The organism is Mycolicibacillus trivialis, from assembly GCF_002102395.1.
Lineage (GTDB): Bacteria > Actinomycetota > Actinomycetes > Mycobacteriales > Mycobacteriaceae > Mycobacterium > Mycobacterium triviale.
Map to the genome: position 1 here is coordinate 13697 of NZ_LQPZ01000011.1, position 21347 is coordinate 35043.

Sequence of the window (21347 nt, forward strand, 5' to 3'; positions counted from 1 at the left end):
GATCGCGTCAGCTGGTGACGTTCTTCAGTTCCTCACCGAGGGCAGCCGCCTCGTCGGGGGTCAACTCGACCACGAGCCGGCCACCGCCCTCCAGCGGTACCCGCATCACGATGCCGCGCCCCTCCTTGGTCGCTTCCAACGGGCCGTCTCCGGTCCGGGGCTTCATGGCCGCCATCGAGTGCTCCCTCCAGATCCAATCCGGTCTCACGTCACCGGCGCGGGCTTCGGGAATCCTCCCGCGGCCGCGCACCGGGCGCATCACCGACAATTCGCCCTCCATTGTTCCCTATCGCCGTCAGCGGCATGCGCAAGACCCACTTTTAACCGCTGTCAGGGCTGTCCCGGACCGACCCAGCAGTCGGCGATGTGGTCGTCGACCATCCCGGTCGCCTGCATCAGCGCATACGCGGTGGTCGGCCCAACGAACCGGAACCCGCGCCGTTTGAGCTCCGCGGCCATCGCCGTCGACTCGGTGGTGGTCGCCGGGACGGCGGCCAGGTCGACCGGTCGCGGGCGCGGCGGCGGCGCGAACGACCACAGCAACTCGGCCAGCTCCTGCGGCGACCCGAGCGCGACCGCGGCGCGGGCGTTGGCGATCGTCGCCTCGATCTTGGCGCGGTTGCGCACGATGCCCGGATCGGCCAGCAGCCGCGCCACGTCGGCATCGGTGAAGGCGGCGACGGTGGCGGCCTCGAACCCGCTGAACGCCCGGCGGAAGTTCTCCCGCTTGCGCAGAATCGTCAGCCAGGACAGTCCGCTCTGGAACGCCTCCAGGCTGAGCCGTTCGAACAGCGCGGTGCCGTCGCGCACCGGCCGGCCCCACTCCCGGTCGTGGTAGTCGCGGTAGAGGGCGGCGTCGCTGCCGCGGCCGCTGTCGGCCCAGCCGCAGCGCACCCGGCCGTCGCCGGCCGGTTCGGTCACGCGTCGCCCGGCTCGCCGGCCGGCTCGGGGCGGCGGTGCCGGGGCCGCTCCTGCGAGTCGGGCTCGGTGGCCGCCAGCTGGGCGCGGAGCTCATCGAGTTCGCGTCCCAGCCGGTCGAGCACCCAGTCCACCTCGCTGGTCTTGTAGCCGCGCAGCACCTGGGTGAACGCGACCGCGTCCACGTCACCGCCGGTGATCCCGGAGGCCGGCAGCACCGTGGCGGTGGTCCCTCTGGGCAGCGGCGGCAGCGTCTCACTGCGGCCGAACAGCATGCTGGCCAGCCCGAACAGGACGGCCGCGATCAGCACCAGAACCAGCAGATACAGCAGCACCAGCGTCACGGAACCGATCCTCCCCTCTCTCGTCGGCGGTCAGCGCGGTCGCAGGGTGTTCATCGGCGGCCGGTCCTCCAGCGAGACCGGCACCGGGCGGGCCAGGTAGCCGTCCCGGTCGGCGAGGAACTGGGTCAGCTCCACCCCGGAGTCGCCGATGCCGCAGCGCGACAGCAGGGTCGCGATGACCTGCCTGCTCATCGCGCCCAGTTCGGCCAGCGACCGGTTGCGGTGCGCCCGGACCCCGAGGTTGACCTGGGCGATCGCATCCAGCCCGAGCCGGTCGTAGGTGTCGACCAGCAGCCCGATCTCCACGCCGTAGCCCGGTGCGAACGGCACCGAGGTCAGCAACTCGCGGCTGCCGGCGTACTCGCCGCCCAGTGGTTGCAGCACGCAGCTCAGCTCGGGGCGCAGCGCCGCCAGCAGCGGTCGCGCCACCAGCTCGGTCACCCGGCCGCCACCGTTGGCGTCCTCGCTGCCGCCGACCTTCAGCGGCCGCCGGTAGAAGCTCTTCACCAGGTGCACGCCGTCCTCGGTGAGCAGCGGCGCGACCAGTCGCGGCACGAACATCGGGTCGGGGTCGATCAGGTCGGAGTCGACGAACACGACGATGTCGCCGCTGGTGGCGGCCAGCGAGCGCCACAGCGCCTCGCCCTTGCCCGGCAGCGGCGCCACCTCCGGCAGCGCCTGCTCGCGGGTGACCACCCGGGCGCCGGCGGCGATCGCGCGGATCTCGGTGTCGTCGGTGGAGCCGGAATCGAGCACGATCAGTTCGTCGACCAGGCCACCGACCACCGGGGCGATGCTGTCGATGACGGACTCGATGGTGTCCTGCTCGTTGAGGGCGGGAAGCACCACCGAGACGGTACGGCCCGCTTTGGCCGCCACCAGCTCCGCCACCGTCCACGCCGGCCTGCTCCAGGTGCGGCCACCCAGCCAGGTGTCGCCGGGCCGGGTCGCGATCGCGCCGTCCGTGGCGGCCAGATCCGATGTCGTCATGCCAGTCCCCTCACCGTGCGCGCCGGGGCACGCTCACCGCGGATGGATGCCACCATCTCCAACACCCGGCGGGTGGGCCCGACCTCGTGCACCCGGAACATCCGGGCCCCGGCGGAGGCCGCCAGCGCCGTCGCCGCCAACGTTCCCTCCAGCCGCTCCGTCAAGCCCACACCCAGCGTCTCACCGATGAAGTCTTTGTTGCTCAGCGCCATCAGTACGGGCCACCCGGTTCTAACAAGGTCTTCCAGATGACGCAACAAAGCCAGTCCGTGGAAGGTGTTCTTGCCGAAGTCGTGGGTCGGGTCGACCAGTACCCGGTCGCGGGCCACCCCGGCGGCCACGGCACGTTCGGCGGCGGCGGTGACCTCACCGATCACCGCGTCGACCACGCCGCGGGTGGTGGTGCCGTAGTGCACCCGGAACGGCCTGGTCCGCGGTGCCGCGCCGCCGGTGTGCGAGCAGACCAGCCCGGCACCGAACTCGGCGGCCACCGCCGCCAGGTGCGGGTCCGCTCCCGCCCAGGTGTCGTTGATCAGGTCGGCTCCGGCCGCGCAGGCCTGCTTGGCCACCTCCGAACGCCAGGTGTCGACGCTGATCAGCTGGTCGGGGTAGCGGCCCCGGACCCATTCGATGAACGGCACCACCCGCGCGATCTCGGTGGCGGCGTCGACGTGCTCGCCCGGGCCGGCCTTGACCCCGCCGACGTCGACGGCGTCGGCGCCCTCGGCGATGACGCGGTGCACCGCGTCCTGGGCGGCGCGGTCGTCGAAGGTGGCGCCCCGGTCGTAGAACGAGTCGGGGGTGCGGTTGACGATCGCCATGATCAGCGGGCGATCGCCGGCGACCGGACGGCCGCACAGGGTTGCGTGCACGTTTCTATAGTGCCTGGTCGACGCCGCCCGGTCGGTGTCGGCGGGGCGAACCGGTCATGAACCGGTCACGCCTGGGGCCGTTTCCCCGCCGCGACTTCGTCGGGGTATTCCGGGTAGAACGGCACGTAACCCTCCTGCGGCCCGGCCAGCACGTACAGCGGATCGGTCACCTCGGCGCCGTAGGCCTGGTCGCGCAGTTCGACTTTGCGGCTCTTGTAGGTGCTGGTGTGCACCATCGAATCCACCACCCGCACGAACAGCGGCACCGCGTAGCCCGGCAGCCGCGAGCCGACGACCTCGGCCAGTTCGCGGCCGTCGAACTCGGCCCCCTCGCGCAGGGTCAGCGCGGCCATCCCGGCCCGCCCGCCGGTGCGGGGCACCTCGACACCGAAGACCGCGCATTCCTCGACCGCGTCGCAGGCGCTGACCGCCGCCTCCACCTCGGTGGTGGCGACGTTCTCCCCCTTCCAGCGGAAGGTGTCGCCGAGCCGGTCGACGAACGCGCCGTGGCCCAGCCCCTGGGAGACCATCAGGTCACCGGTGTTGAACCAGCAGTCACCCTCCTTGAAGGCGTCGCGGATCAGTTTCTTCTCGGTGGCCGACGGATCGGTGTAGCCGTCGAACGGGGAGAGCTTGTTGACCGGGCTGATCAGCAGGCCCGGCTCGCCGGTGGGGACCCGGCGCACCCGGCCGTCGGGGCCGCGGGCCGGATCGCCGGTCTCCGGGTCGTACTCGACGTAGGCCAGCGGCATCGGCGCCATCCCCGCGGTGCGCGGCATGTTGAACATGTTGATGAACGCGGCGTTGCCTTCGCTGGCGCCGTAGAACTCGCAGATCCGCTCGATGCCGAACCGCTCGGCGAACTCGTCCCAGATCTCCGGGCGCAGGCCGTTGCCGCAGATCACCCGCACCCGGTGGGCTCGGTCGGTGGGTTTGGGCGGCTGGTTGAGCAGGTAGCGGCAGATCTCGCCGATGTAGACGAAGGCGGTCGCGTCGGCGTCGATCACCCGCTCCCAGAACCGCGACGCGGAGAACGAGGAGTCCAACGCCAGCGTCGACCCCGAGTTGAGCACCGACGACAGCGCGACCGTCAGCGCGTTGTTGTGGTACAGCGGCAATGCGCAGTAGAGGGTGTCGTCGGTGTGCAGCCGCAGCCCCAGCCCGCCGAAGGCGGTCAGCGCCCGCAGCCAGCGACGGTGGGTCATGATGCTGGCCTTCGGGAAGCCGGTGGTGCCGGAGGTGAAGATGTAGAAGGCGGCATCCTTGGCGCGCACCTCGTCCACGCTGGCCGGGTTGAGGGTGGGCTGGTCGGCGGCCAGGCGCTCCAGTTCCTCCACCGACACCAGCCCGGAGGTCGGCGCCCCACTGTCCTCGACGGCGGCGACCAGGTCGGCTTCGGTGACCAGCACCTTGGCGTCGATGAGCTTGAGGCTGTGGGCGAGGACCTCACCCTGCTGGTTGTAGTTGACCATGCCGGCCGTCGCGCCGCACTTGACCGCGGCGAGCATCATCAGCACCGCGTTGGGCGAGTTGCGCAGCATGATGCCGACGACGTCGCCGCGACCGGCGCCGCGCGCCGCGAGCACGGCCGCGTAGCGGTTGACGGTGGCGTTGGCCTGCGCGTAGGTGATCTCGGTGCCGGCGAAGCGCAGGAACACCCGGTCGCAGTAGCGGGCCGCGCGGTCCTGGAACACCCGGCCGATCGAGGTTCTGGTGTCGGGCCGGGCGCGCAGCCCGGTCACCGCGCCGCGCAGAATCACCGGCAGGTCGGGCAGCAGCCCGGGCATGCGGGCGGCGATGTCACGTAGGCCCACCGAGGTGAGCGCCGCTGAGCCGTGGTCGGACACGTTATCCCTCACCATCTGTCGCACTCGTCTGGTCTCCGGTCCGCGCGGGCCGGCCGGCCGTCTGCCGCCAGCCTAATCCCGAGGTCAGCCCGGCGCGCACGCTATCAGCGCCGCCTCGAGATCGCCGACGACCTGCAGCCGCTCCATCGCCCCCGCCGGCACGTAGCCGGTGTCGACCAGCCCGTCCAGCCACCGCCACAACCCGTCGTAGTGGCCGTCGGGGTCGAGCACCACCACCGGCTTGTCGTGCATGCCCAGGTGCCCGGCCGTCCACGCCTCGAACATCTCCTCGAGGGTGCCGATACCGCCGGGCAGCGTGAGGAACACGTCGGCGTGGTCTTCCATGATCTGTTTGCGCTGCCGCATCGTCTCGGTGACGATCAGCTCGTCGGCGTCGACGTCGGCCAGCTCCCGGCCGACCAGGGCGGCGGGGATCACCCCGACCGTGCGGCCGCCGCGTACCCGGGCCCCGGTGGCCAGCGCGCCCATCGCCGAGACGTTGCCGCCGCCCCACACCAGCGTCCAGCCCCGTTCGGCTATCGCCATCCCGACCCGCCCGGCCAGCGACAGCAGCTCCGGATGGGTCGGCCCGGACGCGCAGTACACGCACACCACCCACTCCGTCGGCCATCGCACACCGGAAAGGCTAGCCGGGTGGTGTCGGGCACCGTAAACTCCGCCCCGATGCCGATCCGGTGGAACGTTCCCCGCCACGCGGCCGCCCAGGAGCGACTCGATGCCGCGCTGTCCGGCGCCGCCCGCGGGGCTGTGGTCCTCGGGCCCGACGGGGTCGGCAAGTCCACCCTCGCCCGGCTCGCCGCCGAACGCCGTGCCGACGCCGCCCCGGGGACCGTGGTGCGCTGGGTGACCGGCACCCCCACCGAGCGGGACGTCCCGTTCGGGGCGTTCGGTCACCTCATCGAGATCGCCGAGATCGGCAAACCGGCCGCGCTGCTGCGCGCCGCCCGCGCCTCACTGATCGGGGCCGGCGCGGAGTCCGACCTGCTGCTGGTGGTCGACGACGCCCACGAACTGGACGTTCTCTCGGCGACACTGGTCTACCAACTCGCCCTGGCCGGGGCGGCGCGGATGGTGGTCAGCGCCCGCGCCGACGCGGCACCCGCGGTGATCACCGCGTTGTGGACCGACGCGCTGCTGGAGCGCATCGACCTCACGCCGCCGGTGGGCACCACCGCCACCGAGGTCGACGAATTCCTCGCCGGGCTGCCGCCGCAGGCCCGCGCGGTGGTCGACTACCTGGCGGTGGCCGAACCGCTGTCCCGCCCGGACCTGGACGGGCTGGCCGGCGCCGACGCGGTGCCGCTCGCCGAACGGTTCGGGGCCGCCGAAACCCGGGTGCGCGGGGGCCGGGACGTCGACCCGGTGGTCTACAGCGCCCATCCGTTGTTCACCGAACGGGCGTTGGCCGCGCTGGGTGTCGACGGCGCCCGGGCCCGCCGCACCGACGTGGTCCGGCAGTGGCAGACCCGCCCCGCCGAGGAGGTCAGCGACCGGTTGCGCCGCGCGGTGCTGGCTGCCGGCAGTACCGCACCGCAGCCGGTGGACGAGGTCGTCGCGGCCGCCGAGGAGGCCCTGCGGTTGGGTGCGTTGCGGCTGGCCGAGCGGCTCGCCGAGTCGGCGCTGGAACGGGGCGCGGGGTTGCCGGCACGGTTGGTGCTGGCCACCGCGCTGGGCTACCGGGGCCGTGGCCGGCAGGCCGACGCGGTGCTCGCCGCTGTCGACCCGGCCGGCCTCACCGAGGACGAGTTGTTGGCGTGGGCGCTGCCGCGGGCCGCCAACCAGTTCTTCGGTCTCGGTGAGCCGGAGCGGGCCACCGCGTTCCTGCAGAGCACCCGGGCCCGGGTGGTCGGGCCGTCGGCACAGACCACCCTGGACGCGCTGGCCGCCACCTTCGCGATGAACGCAGGCAACCTGCAGCGTGCGGTGGAGATCTCCGAACGGGTGCTCAACACCCCGGCGGCCGGCGACACCGCGGTGGCCTGGGCAGGCAGTGCGGCCGCGCTGTGCGCCGCGCGGCAGGGCCGTGTCGAGCAGGTCGGCCCGCTGGCACAGCGGGCGCTGGGCGCCGAGCACCCCGGGCTGCTGCGGTTCACCGTCGGGCTCGCCGAGATCACCACGCTGGTGCTGGCCGACCGGCTGGACGACGCGCTCGGCCTGGCTCAGCAGTTCACCGATTTCGCCGAACTGCAACAGCCGGGCCGCGCGATCGGCGAGGTTCTCATCGCCGAGGTGTTGCTGGCCGGCGATCACGCCGACCGCGCCGCGGCGCTGCTCGCTCCGGCTGCTGCCGCGCTGGAACGCACCGGATACTCCTGGGGGCCGCTGTCGCTGATGTTGCTGGCCACCGCGCTGGCCCGCGGCGGCGAGGTGGCCGCCGCGTCGAAAGCGTTGAGCCGCGCCGAATCCCGTCACGGCACCAAGTCGGCGCTGTTCGCCCCGGAGCTGGGTGTCGCGCGAGGCTGGCAGCGGGCGGCGATGAACGACCGCCATAGCGCGGTGCTGGCGGTCCGCGACGCCGCCCGGATGGCCGAGCGGGCCGGGCAGCAGGCGGTGGCCCTGCGGGTGTGGCGGGAGGCGGTGCGGCTGGGCGATCGGCTCGCGGCCGAACCGTTGGCGCTCCTGGGGCAGCGGGTGCCCTGCGTGCTGGGCGAGCAGGCGCTGGGTGAGGCCCGGGCGCTGGCGGCTCAGCCGCTCAAATAGCGGCTCAGTAGTTCGGCCGCGGCGGTGATCTGCGCGACGGGTACGTGTTCGTCGCGGGTGTGGGCCAGGTTCGGGTCCCCGGGCCCGTAGTTGACCGCCGGGACACCGCGGGCGGCGAACCGCGACACGTCGGTCCAGCCGTACTTCGCGCGCACCTGTCCGGCGGCCTCCACCAATGCGCGCGCCGCCGGCCGGTGCAGTCCCGGCAAGGCTCCGGGCGCCGCGTCGGTCTGCTCGATGGTGACGTCGAGCCCGGCGAAGACGCCGTGGACGTGGTTGAGCGCTTCGGCCGGCGAACGGTCCGGCGCGAACCGGTAATTCACGGTCACCGAGGCCGCGTCGGGGATCACGTTGCCTGCCACCCCGCCGTCGATGCGCACCGCGGACAGCCCCTCCCGGTAGCGGCAGCCGTCGATGTCGACACTGCGGGCGCGGTAGTCGGCCAGCCGGTCCAACACCGCACTGAGCCGGTGGATCGCGTTGTCCCCCAGCCACGATCGAGCGGAATGCGCTCGGGTGCCGGCCGCACTGATCACCACCCGCAAGGTTCCTTGGCAGCCCGCCTCGATGTAGCCGGCGGTCGGTTCGCCGAGCACGGCCAGGTCGGCGTCGAGCCATTCCGGCAGTTCACGTTCGATGCGGCCCAACCCGTTGGCCGAGGCCTCGATCTCCTCGCAGTCATAGAACACGAGCGTCAGGTCGTGGGCCGGTGCACTCAACGTGGCCGCCAGATGCAGGAAGACCGCCACCCCGGATTTCATGTCCGCGGTGCCGCAGCCGTACAGCTGGTCGCCGACCCGCCGGCTGGGCAGGTTGTCCGCCGCCGGGACCGTGTCGAGATGCCCGGCGAGCATCACCCGGCTGGGGCGTCCCAAGTCGGTGCGCGCGAGCACCGCGTTGCCGTTGCGGATGATCTCGAAGCCGCGGGTCTGGGTGCGCAGCGCGGTTTCGACCTCCTCGGCGATGCGGGCCTCATGGCGCGATTCGCTGGGAATGTCGACGAGCGCAGCGGTCAATGAGACCGGATCACCGCCTAAGTCCAGCACGACTGGCAGCCTAGTGGGTGGGGCCGGCACCGGCGCGGGTGAGCGGCGGGTGGCCGGCCCGGACCGGGACGGAAGGACATGCCGATGGCGGCGGACGACGGCGAGGCCGTGCTGGCCGACGTGGTGGCCGGCGCGCGCGAGACGTTCGGCGACGAGCGACTCCTGGCGGTGTACGCCATGGGCAGCCTGGCGCACGGCGGGTTCAGCCCGCTGGTCAGCGACGTCGACACCGCGCTGATCCTCACCGATCCGCTCACCTCCTCGGACGCGGCGTCGGTGGAGCAACTCGCCGAGCGGGTCCGCGCGCTCGGCTCCGACCTGCACGCCCGGGTCTCGGTGTTCTGGGGATCACCGGACTCGCTGCGGGCGGGCAGCGGCGCCGGGCGGTTCCCCCCACTCGACCGGCTCTGCCTGTTCGAGCACGGCCGGCTGCTCTACGGCGACGAGGTCCGGGACGGGCTTACTCCGCCGAGCCGGGCCGACCTGACGGTGGCCGGTGCGCGGTTCGCGCTGGACCTGCTGACCGATCAGGTCGTGGCCGGCGCCGCCGACCCGGCGCTGCTGGTCGCCGGCGGGGTGCGGGCGATGACCAAGGTGGTGCTGTTCCCGGTACGGTTCCTGTTCACCGCCGACACCGGCCTGGAGGGCACCAACCACGCGGCCGTCGAACGCTATTCGGCCCAACACCGCGGTCCGGCCGCCGAATTGGTGGCCGCGGCGTTTCGGTGGCGGACCGACCCGCCCGACGACGCGGCCGCCACGGAGTTGCTGCGCCGCGGCTTCGTCACCCTCTACGACGACTATCTGAGCGACCACATCGGACGCCTGGAGTCGCTGGGCGCGCCCCGGCTGGCGGAGGGGTTCGTCCGGTGGCGTGACCGGCTGCGCGCCGCGGCCGGCTGATCTTCAGGCCCGGCGATCGGGGTCGGCGCGCGCGGTGAACACCGCGCCGTCGCCCGGGTCGTCGTCCACCCGGTCGTGCGGGTCGAGGATGGACCGGCGGCGCATGTCCACCGAGAGCCGGAAGATGTCCGACCGGTTGTAGGTGCCGACGATGTCGTGGGCCTGTTTGGCCACGACCTCGCGTTGCAGGTCGAGTTCGGCGTGCAGGATGCCGTCCTCGGTGAGCGGACCCGCCACCAGGCGCCCGTCCGGGCCCAGGATCATCGACGCCGGCGCCGTGGCCCGCAGCGCCTGTTCGATCCGGGGATCGTCGCGGGCCACCTGCCGCAGTGCGGTGTCGTCGAGGGTTGTCGCGGCGACAACGACGAAGACCTTGCCCTCGAAGGCGTGGGCTGCGGCGCGCAGCCGGATGTTCGCCGGCAGGTCGTACTCGTAGGTTTCGGTGCGGCCGTCGAACGGCCACGCCGGTGGGTAGGTGGCCAGGTGCAGCCGCTCGCCCTGGGCCAAAAGCGCGAAACGGGCCAGGGTGTTGGTGTTCTCACCGCAGATGAGCGCGCCGAGCTGCCAGCCACCGAGCTCGACCGGCCGCAGGTCGTGGGCGTCACCGGGAGACCAGGTGAGGCGTTCGTACCAGGTGGCGACCAGTTTGCGGCGGTGGTTGACCAGCCGGCCGGTGCGGTCGAAGACCAGGTTGGCGTTCCACACCTGGCCCAGGCTCGCCGGATTGCGTTCGTTGACGCCGACCGACAGCACCACCGAGTGGGCCCGGGCGATGGCGCCGAGTCGCTCGCACTCGGGTCCGGGCACCGTGATCGCGCTACCGACCAGGCGCTCGTGGAAGTCGTACTGGTCGATCGGCGCCAACACCCCGTTCCAGATCGGGAACCCGGCCAGGAAGCTCTCCCCGAACACCACCAGTTCCGCCCCGCCGGCGGTGGCCTCACCCACCAGCCCGTCGATCTTGTCGAGGGTGGCGGGGACGTCCAGGAACACCGGGGCCGCCTGGACCGCCGCCACCCGCACCGACGGAAGCACAACCATGCCCCCATTGTGTCCCGGTTCGGCGCCGCCGAGCAGCCCGGGCGAGGGTCTGGTTCGTCGCGTGAGGCGGCAGACAGTAGCCTGACCGGCGTGACTGGAGCTTGGGGTATCGGTTTGGCGACGGTGGCCGACGACGGGTCGGTCCTCGACACCTGGTTTCCCGCGCCGCAACTCGGCGGGTCGGACCCGGCGGGCACCACCCGGCTGGCCGGAGCCGACATCCCGGCGGAGCTGACCGGGTTGACCGGTCGTGACGCGGACCGCGGCACCGAGACGATCGCGGTGCGCACGGTGATCGGCGCGCTGACCGACAAGGCGACCGACGCCCACGACGCCTACCTGCGTCTGCATCTGCTGTCGCACCGGTTGGTGGCCCCGCACGGGCTCAACGCCGACGGGCTGTTCGGTGTGCTGACCAACGTGGTGTGGACCAACCACGGCCCGTGCGCCGTCGAGGGTTTCGAGACCGTGCGGGCCCGGTTGCGCGGCCGCGGACCGGTCACCGTGTACGGGGTGGACAAGTTCCCGCGGATGGTCGACTACGTGGTTCCGGCCGGTGTGCGGGTGGCCGACGCCGATCGGGTCCGCCTCGGCGCTCACCTGGCCGCGGGCACCACGGTCATGCATGAGGGGTTCGTCAACTTCAACGCCGGCACGCTGGGCGCATCAATGGTGGAGGGCCGCATCTCCGCGGGCGTGGTGGTCGGCGACGGCTCCGACGTCGGTGGCGGCGCGTCGATCATGGGCACGCTCTCCGGCGGCGGCACCCAGGTGATCTCGGTCGGTCAGCGCTGTCTGCTCGGCGCCAACGCCGGGCTGGGTATCTCGCTCGGCGACGACTGCGTCGTGGAGGCGGGCCTGTACGTCACCGCGGGCACCAAGGTGGTGCTGCCCGACGGCGCGACGGTCAAGGCGCGCGAGCTGTCCGGATCGAACAACCTGCTGTTCCGGCGCAACTCGGTTTCCGGTGCGGTCGAGGCGGTCTCGCGCGACGGGCACGGAATCGCGCTCAACGAGGACCTGCACGCCAACTGAACGTGGGTGACGCCGCGGGCTCACCCGGCGACGCCACCCACGTCAGCGACGATCAGGACAGGTCGGCTTCGCTGATCTTGCTGCTGCTGGTACCGACGGTCTTGCAGTAGGCCTCGACGGCGGCCTGGACGACGGAGACCTCCAGGTTGGCGCCCTCTTCACCCTTGCGGTCGTTGACCATCTTCTCCACGGCCGACCGCTGCTTGTCGTTGTCGAGGTCCTGGTATTCCTTGCAGGTCGTGTCGCCACCCTTGTTGACGATGCCCGCCGAACATCCGGTCAAGACGAACATCGCCGAGACGAAGGCCCCGAGGACGGCGGCGCTGAGTCGATTCATGCTGCGGTATCCCTTCTTGTTCTGCTGTAGCTGGGTTGGCGCTGTTCTGCTTACAGCAGCCGGTCCGGGCATGCCGGACTGTCAGACTAACCGGCGCGCGGATCCGCCGGTGGGCATAGCGCGGATCACTCCCGGGCGAGCAACTCTTTCTTGAGCACCTTGCCCATCGCGTTGCGGGGCAACTCGGTCACGATCCGCACGTCGCGGGGACGTTTGTGGGCCGACAGTTCGCCGGCCACGAAGTCACTCAGTCGGGCGGGGTCCAGTTCCGCCGAGCCGACGACGAACGCCACGATCCGCTGGCCGAGGTCCTCGTCGGGCAGCCCGACGACGGCGACCTCGCGTACCCCGGGGTGGCCGAGCAGGGCGGTCTCGACCTCACCGGCACCGACCCGGAATCCGCCGGTTTTGATCAGGTCCACCGATTCGCGGCCCACGATGCGGTGCATCCCGTCGCCGTCGATGACCGCGACGTCGCCGGTGCGATACCAACCGTTGGTGTCGAACGCCTCCGCGGTGGCCTCCGGGCGGTTGAGGTAGCCGTCGAAGACCATCGGGCCGCGCACCTGCAGCCGGCCGATCGTCTCGCCGTCGTGGGCGACCGGCCGGTCGTCCTCGTCGACCAGCCGGGTCTGCACTCCGTCCAGGGGCAGCCCGACCCAACCCGGGCGTCGCTCCCCGTCGACCCGGGTGGACAGCGTGATCAGCGATTCGGTGCTGCCGTAGCGTTCGATCGCGCGGTGCCCGCTGAGCTCGGCGAGCCGGTCGAAGACCGGCACCGGCAGCGGGGCGCTGCCGCTGACCAGCAGCCGCGCCGAGGAGAGCGCGGCGGCAGCGGCGGGTTCGGCGACGATGCGCGACCACACGGTCGGCACCCCGAAATACAGTGTGCCGCCGGCTTCGGCGTAGGCGGCCGGGGTCGGCCTGCCGGTGTGCACGAACCGGTTGCCCACCCGCAGCGAACCGAGCAGGCCGAGCACCAGGCCGTGGACGTGGAACAGCGGCAGGCCGTGCACCAGCACGTCGTCGGGGCCCCACTGCCAGGCGGCGGCCAGCGCGTCGAGGTCCGCGGCGATGGCGCGCCGGCTCAGCGGCACCCCTTTGGGCGCACCGGTGGTGCCGGAGGTGTAGATGATCAGCGCGGTGGTCTCCGGCGCCGGTTCGCGATGACGGTGATAGGAGCGCGCATGGCGGCGCACCGGGATGTGCGCCAGTCCGCCGGACTCCGCGGGCGCCTCCCCCAGCCAGGCCTGCGCGCCGGAGTCGGTCAGGATGTGGTCGCGTTCGGCGGAGCCGACGTCGGCGGGCACCGGCACGGCGGTGACCCCGGCGATCAGGCAGCCGGCGACGGCCAGCACCGTCGACACCGTCGGCGTGGCCAGTACCGCGGCCCGGCGTACACCGGCGAGCCGTTCGGCGACCGCGGTGGCCGCGCCGATCAGGTCGCCGCGGCTGAGGACCGCCCCGTCGATGCGGATCGCGTCGGCGATGTCGGCGCCGGGCGCGTCGGGATTCAGCGAGGTCAGCAGCACGGCGCCGAGGTTACCGGGCGATCTTCGCTAAGGTGGGGACGGATCGACACGCGGTCGACGCCACTCGGGCGATGCTAAAATCGATGACTGTTCTCCGTTTAATAGCGGCTGGAGGTAAACACGCGTGGTGAGCGATTCCGGTAACCGCAGACGACACTCCGCCGACCCGCGGCCGGACCGCTCGGCGCGGTGGCCGCGCACCAAACAACGCGAACGGGTGCTGGGGTTGGTGCGTGAGCAACGCGGCGTGGTGGACGCCGCCACGCTGGCCGGCCTGACCGGACTGCATGTGACCACGGTGCGGTTCCATCTCGACGCGTTGTGCAACGAGGGCCTGGTGGCCCGCACCCGGATCAACCGGTCCGGCGTGGGCCGGCCGCGTACCGGCTACGTGGCGGTGCAGGGCCGGATGGACTACCGCAGCGTCGTCGAAGTGCTGGCCATGGAGTTGGGCGACACCATCGAGGAGCGGCGGCAACGAGCCGAACGGGCCGGCCGACGCTGGGCGGCGCGGATCATGGCCGACCAATCCGATGGCCTGGAACCCGACGTGGACGACGACGCCCTCGACGCCCAAGCCGGTTTCGCCGCCGCCGTGTTCGAGCAGATGGGCTTCGCCCCCACCCTCGCGGCGACCGAAGCGCGGGAGCGCACGATCCAGTTGCGCAGTTGTCCGGTCAAAGACCTGGCGCTGACCTTCCCGGAGGTGAGTTGCGGGATCCATTTGGGTCTGCTGCGGGGCCTGACCACCGGCGCCGGGTCGGACTCCCAAGTCGAGTTGGAGCCGTTCGTCACCCCGGAACTGTGCACCGCACGGGTTTTCGCCGATGACTGACGCGGCAGCCACACCCACGCAGGAGTACGCCGACATCGGCGGCCGCGCCGACCTCGAGGAACTGCTGCGCACCTTCTACGGACGCGTCCTCGTCGACGACGTGCTCTCGGTACCGTTCACCCAGGTGCGCGAGGTGAGCGGACTCGACGGGCACCTCCCGGTGATGACGGACTTCTGGGAGACGGTGCTGTTCCACGCCGGGCTGTACCGGGGTAGCCCGCTGCCGGTCCACCTGACCGTCCATGACCGGACGCCGTTGGCCGGCAGGCATTTCGCGCGCTGGCTGACCACGTGGGTGGCCACCGTCGACGAGATGTTCGCCGGCCCGGTCTCCCACAAGGCCAAGACCGAGGCGGCCCGGTTCGCCTGGGCGATGCACCGGCGGCTCACCGGCGAGAACAATCCGGAACTCGACGCCGTCGTCGCCACCGCCCGAATCTGACTCAGGTGCGGTCGGGTTCGCCCGCGTCGTGGCTGGGTGGCCGCTGGCCGATGTGGGCCTCGGCGCGCATCCGCTCCACCATGTGCGGATAGTGCAACTCGAACGCCGGTCGCTCCGAACGGATCCGGGGCAGCTCGGTGAAGTTGTGCCGCGGCGGCGGGCAACTGGTCGCCCACTCCAGCGAACATCCGTATCCCCACGGGTCGTCGACGTTGACCACCTCGCCGTAACGCCAGCTCTTGAACACGTTCCACACGAACGGCAGCATCGAGAGCGCCAGCGTGAACGCGCCGATCGTGGACACGATGTTCAGCGGCTGGTAGCCGTCGGTGTCCAGGTAGTCCGCGTAGCGACGCGGCATCCCCTCGTTGCCCAGCCAGTGCTGCACCAGGAACGTGGTGTGGAAACCGATGAAGGTCAGCCAGAAGTGCACCTTGCCCAACCGCTCGTCGAGCAGCCGGCCGGTCATCTTGGGGAACCAGAAATAGATGCCGGCGAACGTGGCGAACACGATCGTGCCGAACAGCACGTAGTGGAAGTGCGCCACCAGGAAGTAGGTGTCGGTGACGTGGAAGTCCAGCGGCGGGCTGGCCAGCATCACCCCGGACAGACCGCCCGCGAGGAACGTGATCGCAAAACCCAGGGCGAACAGCATGGGCGCCTCGAAGGTCAACTGCCCCTTCCACATGGTGCCGATCCAGTTGAAGAACTTGATCCCGGTCGGCACCGCGATCAAATAGCTCATCAGGGAGAAGAACGGCAGCAGCACCGCGCCGGTGGCGAACATGTGGTGCGCCCACACCGCGGTGGACAGCGCCGCGATCGACATGGTCGCGAACACCATTGCGGTGTAACCGAAAACCGGCTTGCGGCTGAAGACCGGGAAGATCTCGGTCACGATGCCGAAGAACGGCAGCGCCACGATGTAGACCTCGGGGTGACCGAAGAACCAGAACAGGTGCTGCCAGAGGATCACCCCGCCGTTGGCCGGGTCGTAGATGTGGCCGGCGAGGTGGCGGTCGTAGGCCAGGCCGAGCAGCGCGGCGGTCAGCAGCGGGAAGACGATCAGCACCATGATCATCGTGATCAGGATGTTCCAGGTGAAGATCGGCAGCCGGAACATGGTCATGCCCGGGGCGCGCATGCACACCACGGTGGTGATCATGTTGACCCCGCCCAGGATGGTGCCCAGGCCGGCCACCACCAGTCCGGTGATCCACAGGTCGGCGCCCGCGCCCGGCGAGTGCACGGCGTCGCTCAGCGGGGTGTAGCCGGTCCAGCCGAACTCGGCCGCCCCGCCGGGGGTGACGAAGCCGGCGACGGTGATCAACGCGCCGAACAGGTACAGCCAGTAGGAGAACGCGTTCAGCCGCGGGAAGGCCACGTCGGGCGCCCCGATCTGCAAGGGCAGCACCACGTTCGCGAAACCGAACACGATCGGGGTGGCGTACAGCAGCAGCATGATCGTGCCGTGCATGGTGAACAGCTGGTTGAACTGTTCGTTGGACAGGAACTGCATCCCCGGCGCGGCCAACTCGGCCCGCATCAGCAGCGCCATCAGGCCGCCGATCAAAAAGAAGGTGAAGGTGGTGACCAGGTACATGATCCCGATGAGCTTCGGGTCGGTCGTGGTGACGGCCTTGTAGAGGAACGATCCCTTGGGGCCGGTTCGCGCGGGGTACGGTCGTACCGGTTCCAGCGAGGTGCCCGGTCGAGTTGCGAATGAGGTCATATCGTCGCCCCGTTGCGTCGAGTGCCGTGCGCCGTTGTCCCTAGCGTACCCATCTCGGGGCACCACCGTCGGGCGCTCTTATTAGCGGATTGTAGTACTTTAAATTGACCCGGGGCGGGTGCCGAACTTCCCCGGCAAGGCCCTGCGGCGCCTTCAGACCTTCGACGACCTAGGGGGTGCGGTGACCGGACCGCGGCGAACCAGTCCCTGCCGTGACGATTCCATTCCGGTGATCGCCGGGCTCGCCGAGCGGATCGCGGCGCGGCGCATCGACCTGCAGTTGACCCAGCAGTCCCTGGCGGAGTTGGCCGGGGTTTCCCGTTCCAGCGTGCAGGCCGTCGAATACGGTGCGGGCTCGGTCAAACTCGAACTGGTCGCCGCGATCGCCGACGTTCTCGGCCTGGACCTGGAGGTCTCCCCGCGCTGACCCGCGGCCCGTGTCGGACTCCTGCCCTATGGTGACGGCACCGAGTCAACCGAGGTGAGCGAAGGTGTCCTGGTGAAGCGCGGGATCGTGACGTTGGCGGCCGTCGCAACACTGTGTGCCGGCATCCTGACCCTCGGTTCGCTGAGCGACTCCCCCGCCGTCGGCGCCCCCGCCGATCCGGTGATCACCACCGAGGCCGATCCGATCGCTCCGACGCTGACCCTGCTCGATTCCCTTCCGGTCAAGGGCCGCGCCCCTAAAACCGGGTACGACCGTGGCCTTTTCGGTCAGGCCTGGAGCGACGACGTGACGGTGCCCGGTGGGCACAACGGCTGCGACACCCGCAACGACATTCTGCGTCGCGACCTGACCGCGGTCGAGCTCAAGCCCGGCACCAACGGCTGCGTGGTGCTCAGCGGCGTGCTCGAGGACCCGTACACCGGCAGGCAGATCGCGTTCGAGCGGGGCCGCACCACATCGCGGGAGGTGCAGATCGATCACGTCGTGGCGCTCTCGGACGCCTGGCAGAAGGGCGCGCAGCAGTGGGACGAGACGACCCGGCGCAACTTCGCCAATGATCCGGCCAACCTGCAGGCCACGTTCGGACCGATCAACGAACAGAAGGGCGACGGCGACGCCGCCACCTGGCTGCCGCCGAACACGTCCTATCGGTGCGCCTACGTGTCGCGCATCGTGCAGGTCAAAGCCGCCTACGGGCTGTGGGTGACCGCCGCCGAGCGCGACGCGATCGCGCGCGTGCTGGGCGGGGACTGCCCGCCCGCCGAGCCGCCCGCCGAGATCCCCGAACCGGTGCCCGCGCCGCTGGTTGCGCCACCGCCGGAACCGGGTCTGCCGGTGTTCTTCCCGAACTGTGCGGCTGCGCGCGCCGCCGGGGCGGCGCCGCTGCTGTTGGGCCAGCCCGGCTACCGGCCGGCGTTGGATCGCGACGGTGACGGCGTCGCCTGCGAGTAACCGCCGCGCCCGATCACGACTGCGCGTCCACCTTCGCGCCGATCGCGTCGACGAGCTTGCGCACCAGCAGCATGTCGGCGTCACCGTGGCAGAGCCATACCCGGATGGCGATGTTGTTGCGCGCCGACAGCGCCTCCTGGCACATCCAGTTCCCACCGGATTGCGGGATGCGGGTGGTCGACAGGATGCCGCCGCCGTCGGAGACCGGCCCGATGTTCCACAGCGCGTCCGGCGCGCCGCTGTCCTGGCTGGCCCGCACGTTGATGGTGCGGTTGGCGCACTTCTTCCACACGTCGGTGGTGCGCGCGACGTAGTCGGCGGCGTCATCGGCCCGGGGGAAGGACACCACCGTCTGGCCGACGTCCCAGCTCCAGTCGTCGGGGTTGTCCTTCAGGCCCTGCCAGTGGATGGCGGTGTAGCCGCTGCCCGCGTAGTCGGACTGGCCGTTGACGATGACGACGCTGTCGCAGTCCTTGTCCACGATCGTGTCCGCCCACATCCGGGTCTCGTCGTTGACGACGCTCAGCGGCGGGCTGCCCAGCGTGCTGCTCATCTGGCCGGGGTCGAGCAGCAGGTTGTTCAGCGCCGAGACCGGCACCGGCACTTCGGTTCCTCCCGGCGTGGGCGACTCGGAGGCACTGGTGGAGGTGGGCGCGCTGGTCGGCGACGCGGTCGTGGTGGCGCCCGGGGAGGTCGGCGTCGCCGCGGCCGGGGAGTCCTTGTCCCCGGCCAGCAGGAACGCGGTGATCCCGGCGACGACCACCAGCACCACGGCGGCCAGCGCGGCGACGATCAGCCCGGTCCGGTTGCGTCGCGCCGGCGCGCTCATCGCCCCGGTGAACGGCTGCATCTGCGGTTGCTGCCAGGGCTGCACCGCGGTGGGTGCGTTCGGCGCCGCCTGCTGCAGTGCGGCCGCGGCGGCACCGGCCAGTTCGGCTGCGCTGCCGAACCGCTGGGCGGGGTCCTTGGCCAGCGCCTTGGCCAACACCGCATCCAGCGACGGGGGCAGCCAGGGGGCGACCTCACTGACCCGTGGCGGCGGGGAGTGCAGGTGGGCCATCATCACGGCGGCCTGCGCGCCGGCGGCCTCGAACGGTGAGCGTCCGGTGAGCAGCCGGAACAGGGTGCAGCCCAACGAATACAGATCGGCTCGGCCGTCGACGCGGTTTCCTGCGATCACCTCCGGCGCGGCGTAGGACACGGTGGCCATGACCCCGCCGGTGCCGGTCAGACCGACGTCGTCGAGGGCGCGGGCGATCCCGAAATCACCGAGCAGCACGCGTTCCTCCGGGCCGACCGGCCCGGACAGCAGCACGTTGGCCGGTTTGACGTCGCGGTGGATCACACCGCGACGGTGGGCGTAGTCGAGGGCCTTGCCGACCTCACCGACGATGTGGATCGCGCGGCGCGGTTCCATCCGCCCGGCGGCGCGCGCCGCCTCGTCGGCGTTGACGCCGTCGACGAACTGCATGGCGATCCACAGCAAACCGTCGGCGGTCGCTCCGCGCCGGTAGATCGACACGATGTTGGGGTGATCGAGTTGGGAGGCGACGTCGGCCTCCCGGATGAACCGCGACCGGAACTTGGGGTCGCGGGACAGCCCCGCGGACAGCACCTTCAGCGCGTCGCGGCGCGGCAACTCGGGGTTGGCGACCAGGTACACGGTGCCCATTCCGCCGGTGCCCAGCACCCGTTCCACGCGGTAGCCCGCAATCACCGACCCGACCCCAGCCACGCCGTTACTCCCCTGCCGCTCGTGTCAACTCATCAGCGAACACTACGCGCCCGCAGGTGGTGCCCCGTGCACGGATTTCTCCTCGCCGTACAGCCGCGCCACCGCGGCGGCGATCCGCTCATCGGTCGCGGTCAACGCGATCCGCACGTGACGCGCACCGGCGGGGCCGTAGAACTCCCCCGGTGCGACGAGGATGCCCCGGTCGGCGAGCCAATCGACGGTGTCGCGGCACGGCTGGGCGCGGGTGGCCCACAGGTACAGCCCCGCTTCGGAGTGGTCGACGGTGAACCCGGCCCGGCGCAGCGCGGGCAGCAGCGCATCCCGGCGTCGGGCGTAGCGCTCCCGCTGGTCACGCTCGTGGGTGTCGTCGTTGAGGGCGGCGACCATCGCGGCCTGCACCGGGGTGGACACCATCATCCCGGCGTGCCGGCGCACGGCCAGCAGCTCGGCGACCAGTTCGCTGTCACCGGCGACGAATCCGGCCCGGTAGCCGGCCAGCGAGGACGTTTTCGACAGTGAGTGCACGGCGAGCAGCCCGGTATGCTCGCCGTCGCACACCGAGGGGTGCAACACCGAGACCGGGGCGGCGTCCCAGCCCAGCCCCAGGTAGCACTCGTCGGAGACCACCAGCGCGTCGTTGGCCCGGGCCCAGCCGACCACGGCGCGCAGTTCACCGGCGTCCCACACCCGGCCGGTGGGGTTGCTCGGGGAGTTGAGGTAGATCAGTGCCGCGGGCGCGGTGGGCGCGTCGGCGCGCACCACCTGGCTGCCGGCGAGGCGCGCGCCCACCTCATAGGTCGGGTAGGCCAGTTCCGGAACGACCACGACGTGGTCGGGTCCCAGCCCCAGCAGGGTGGGCAGCCAGGCGATGAGTTCTTTGGTGCCGATGACCGGCAGCACTGCGCTCTCGGTGAGCCCGGCGATGCCGTAGCGGCGATACAGCGCGGTGGTCATCGCGGTGCGCAGCTCGGCGGTGCCCGCCGTGGTCGGGTACCCGGGGGCGCCGCTGGCTTCGGCCAGCGCGGCCCGGATCAGCGGGGCGACCTCGTCGACCGGTGTGCCGACCGACAGGTCGACGATGCCATCCGGGTGCGCCCGGGCGCGGGCGGCGGCTTCGGCCAGCGTGTCCCAGGGGAACACCGGCAACGCCGCCGACACCGGTCGACGTCGGGTGGGCAAGCTCAGGCGTCTTCGCCCTGCGGCGGCAGATCCTTGATCTGCTGCGGATCGTTGGCGGTCACGCCGACCTTGGCCGCGCCGCCCGGTGAACCGAGTTCGGTGAAGAAGTCGGCGTTGACCTGGGTGTAGTGCTCCCATTCATCCGGGACGTCGTCCTCGTAGTAGATGGCCTCGACCGGGCAGACCGGTTCGCACGCGCCGCAGTCGACGCACTCGTCGGGGTGGATGTAGAGCATCCGCTCGCCCTCGTAGATGCAGTCGACCGGACATTCCTCGACACACGACTTGTCTTTGACGTCGACACACGGCTCGGCGATCGTGTAGGTCACGAGGTTCTCCTCCATCCGGCAACTCAGTGCAGCAGATCACCCTAGCGGATGACAGCGGGTGCAACGCAGGTCCGGCCCGGTAACCGAACCGGTCCCGAACCGCCTTATGC

General features: G+C 71.1%; 22 protein-coding genes. 7 read left to right on the forward strand and 15 right to left on the reverse strand.

Features of this window, described 5'->3' with window-relative positions; translation table 11 throughout:
- Positions 1–7 precede the first annotated feature (7 nt).
- From AWC30_RS03180 to AWC30_RS03210, 7 genes are all read right to left on the reverse strand, one after another.
- A complete protein-coding gene (locus AWC30_RS03180; RefSeq protein WP_066857137.1) occupies positions 8–175 on the reverse strand; it encodes a DUF3117 domain-containing protein in 168 nt (55 codons plus the stop codon).
- A 155-nt stretch (positions 176–330) separates the two neighbouring features.
- Positions 331–921: a DNA-3-methyladenine glycosylase I gene (locus AWC30_RS03185; protein WP_085108708.1), complete on the reverse strand. Its 591-nt coding sequence runs from the start codon at positions 919–921 to the stop codon at positions 331–333.
- Positions 918–1262 (reverse strand): DivIVA domain-containing protein, encoded by a 345-nt coding sequence (locus AWC30_RS03190; protein WP_085108710.1) that lies wholly within the window; start codon positions 1260–1262, stop codon positions 918–920. The genes AWC30_RS03185 and AWC30_RS03190 overlap by 4 nt, the downstream gene beginning before the upstream one ends.
- A gap of 30 nt (positions 1263–1292) precedes the next feature.
- Positions 1293–2252 carry a glucosyl-3-phosphoglycerate synthase gene (locus AWC30_RS03195; RefSeq protein ID WP_085108712.1) on the reverse strand — a complete coding sequence of 320 codons (960 nt, stop codon included), beginning with the start codon at positions 2250–2252 and terminating at the stop codon, positions 1293–1295.
- Complete coding sequence (gene folP / locus AWC30_RS03200) at positions 2249–3073, reverse strand: dihydropteroate synthase (RefSeq protein WP_109561904.1); 825 nt, start codon at positions 3071–3073, stop codon at positions 2249–2251. Before folP ends, AWC30_RS03195 begins: the two co-directional genes overlap by 4 nt.
- A gap of 116 nt (positions 3074–3189) precedes the next feature.
- Complete coding sequence (gene fadD6 / locus AWC30_RS03205; protein WP_165756419.1) at positions 3190–4986, reverse strand: long-chain-acyl-CoA synthetase FadD6; 1797 nt, start codon at positions 4984–4986, stop codon at positions 3190–3192.
- A 69-nt stretch (positions 4987–5055) separates the two neighbouring features.
- Positions 5056–5607 carry a cytokinin riboside 5'-monophosphate phosphoribohydrolase gene (locus tag AWC30_RS03210; protein WP_085108718.1) on the reverse strand — a complete coding sequence of 184 codons (552 nt, stop codon included), beginning with the start codon at positions 5605–5607 and terminating at the stop codon, positions 5056–5058.
- A 48-nt stretch (positions 5608–5655) separates the two neighbouring features.
- On the opposite strand from AWC30_RS03210, the gene AWC30_RS03215 reads away from it, so the two are divergent.
- Positions 5656–7692, forward strand: a complete 2037-nt coding sequence (locus AWC30_RS03215; RefSeq protein WP_085108720.1) for an AAA family ATPase — start codon at positions 5656–5658, stop codon at positions 7690–7692.
- Here the strand turns inward: AWC30_RS03215 and dapE are convergent.
- The gene (dapE, locus tag AWC30_RS03220; protein ID WP_085108722.1) at positions 7677–8738 is read right to left on the reverse strand and encodes a succinyl-diaminopimelate desuccinylase; all 1062 of its coding nucleotides are present in this window, start codon (positions 8736–8738) and stop codon (positions 7677–7679) included. The two genes, AWC30_RS03215 and dapE, sit on opposite strands and share 16 nt — an antisense overlap.
- Before the next feature lie 84 nt (positions 8739–8822).
- Here dapE and AWC30_RS03225 point away from each other — a divergent pair, with 84 nt between their 5' ends.
- Positions 8823–9641, forward strand: coding sequence for a hypothetical protein (locus AWC30_RS03225; protein WP_133053643.1), 819 nt, complete (start codon positions 8823–8825; stop codon positions 9639–9641).
- Between the two features lie 3 nt (positions 9642–9644).
- Here the strand turns inward: AWC30_RS03225 and AWC30_RS03230 are convergent, their stop codons facing one another.
- Positions 9645–10682 carry a carbon-nitrogen hydrolase family protein gene (locus AWC30_RS03230; protein ID WP_085108726.1) on the reverse strand — a complete coding sequence of 346 codons (1038 nt, stop codon included), beginning with the start codon at positions 10680–10682 and terminating at the stop codon, positions 9645–9647.
- Between the two features lie 81 nt (positions 10683–10763).
- On the opposite strand from AWC30_RS03230, the gene dapD reads away from it, so the two are divergent.
- Complete coding sequence (dapD, locus tag AWC30_RS03235; protein WP_109561905.1) at positions 10764–11717, forward strand: 2,3,4,5-tetrahydropyridine-2,6-dicarboxylate N-succinyltransferase; 954 nt, start codon at positions 10764–10766, stop codon at positions 11715–11717.
- A 52-nt stretch (positions 11718–11769) separates the two neighbouring features.
- Here dapD and AWC30_RS03240 read toward each other — a convergent pair whose 3' ends face one another.
- Together AWC30_RS03240 and AWC30_RS03245 are read right to left on the reverse strand one after the other, a co-directional pair.
- Positions 11770–12054, reverse strand: a complete 285-nt coding sequence (locus AWC30_RS03240) for a hypothetical protein (protein ID WP_085108730.1) — start codon at positions 12052–12054, stop codon at positions 11770–11772.
- A 125-nt stretch (positions 12055–12179) separates the two neighbouring features.
- Positions 12180–13586, reverse strand: a complete 1407-nt coding sequence (locus AWC30_RS03245; RefSeq protein ID WP_085108732.1) for an acyl-CoA synthetase — start codon at positions 13584–13586, stop codon at positions 12180–12182.
- Positions 13587–13713: 127 nt separating this feature from the next.
- Here AWC30_RS03245 and AWC30_RS03250 point away from each other — a divergent pair, with 127 nt between their 5' ends.
- Positions 13714–14421: a helix-turn-helix transcriptional regulator gene (locus AWC30_RS03250; RefSeq protein WP_085108759.1), complete on the forward strand. Its 708-nt coding sequence runs from the start codon at positions 13714–13716 to the stop codon at positions 14419–14421.
- Complete coding sequence (locus tag AWC30_RS03255; RefSeq protein ID WP_085108734.1) at positions 14414–14863, forward strand: group III truncated hemoglobin; 450 nt, start codon at positions 14414–14416, stop codon at positions 14861–14863. Before AWC30_RS03250 ends, AWC30_RS03255 begins: the two co-directional genes overlap by 8 nt.
- A gap of 1 nt (position 14864) precedes the next feature.
- Here the strand turns inward: AWC30_RS03255 and ctaD are convergent, their stop codons facing one another.
- The gene (gene ctaD, locus AWC30_RS03260; protein WP_085108736.1) at positions 14865–16595 is read right to left on the reverse strand and encodes an aa3-type cytochrome oxidase subunit I; all 1731 of its coding nucleotides are present in this window, start codon (positions 16593–16595) and stop codon (positions 14865–14867) included.
- A 118-nt stretch (positions 16596–16713) separates the two neighbouring features.
- Here ctaD and AWC30_RS03265 point away from each other — a divergent pair, with 118 nt between their 5' ends.
- Positions 16714–17022 (forward strand): helix-turn-helix transcriptional regulator, encoded by a 309-nt coding sequence (locus AWC30_RS03265; RefSeq protein ID WP_234807918.1) that lies wholly within the window; start codon positions 16714–16716, stop codon positions 17020–17022.
- A 72-nt stretch (positions 17023–17094) separates the two neighbouring features.
- The gene (locus AWC30_RS03270; RefSeq protein WP_234807919.1) at positions 17095–17994 is read left to right on the forward strand and encodes a GmrSD restriction endonuclease domain-containing protein; all 900 of its coding nucleotides are present in this window, start codon (positions 17095–17097) and stop codon (positions 17992–17994) included.
- Positions 17995–18007: 13 nt separating this feature from the next.
- Here the strand turns inward: AWC30_RS03270 and AWC30_RS03275 are convergent, their stop codons facing one another.
- From AWC30_RS03275 to fdxA, 3 genes are read right to left on the reverse strand one after another with little or no spacing between them, the layout of a single operon-like run.
- Positions 18008–19729, reverse strand: coding sequence for a serine/threonine-protein kinase PknH/PknJ (locus AWC30_RS03275; protein ID WP_133053644.1), 1722 nt, complete (start codon positions 19727–19729; stop codon positions 18008–18010).
- A 42-nt stretch (positions 19730–19771) separates the two neighbouring features.
- Entirely contained in the window at positions 19772–20887 is a 1116-nt protein-coding gene (gene dapC / locus AWC30_RS03280) for a succinyldiaminopimelate transaminase (protein WP_109561903.1), read from the reverse strand.
- A gap of 23 nt (positions 20888–20910) precedes the next feature.
- Entirely contained in the window at positions 20911–21237 is a 327-nt protein-coding gene (gene fdxA, locus AWC30_RS03285) for a ferredoxin (protein ID WP_109561907.1), read from the reverse strand.
- Positions 21238–21347 lie beyond the last annotated feature (110 nt).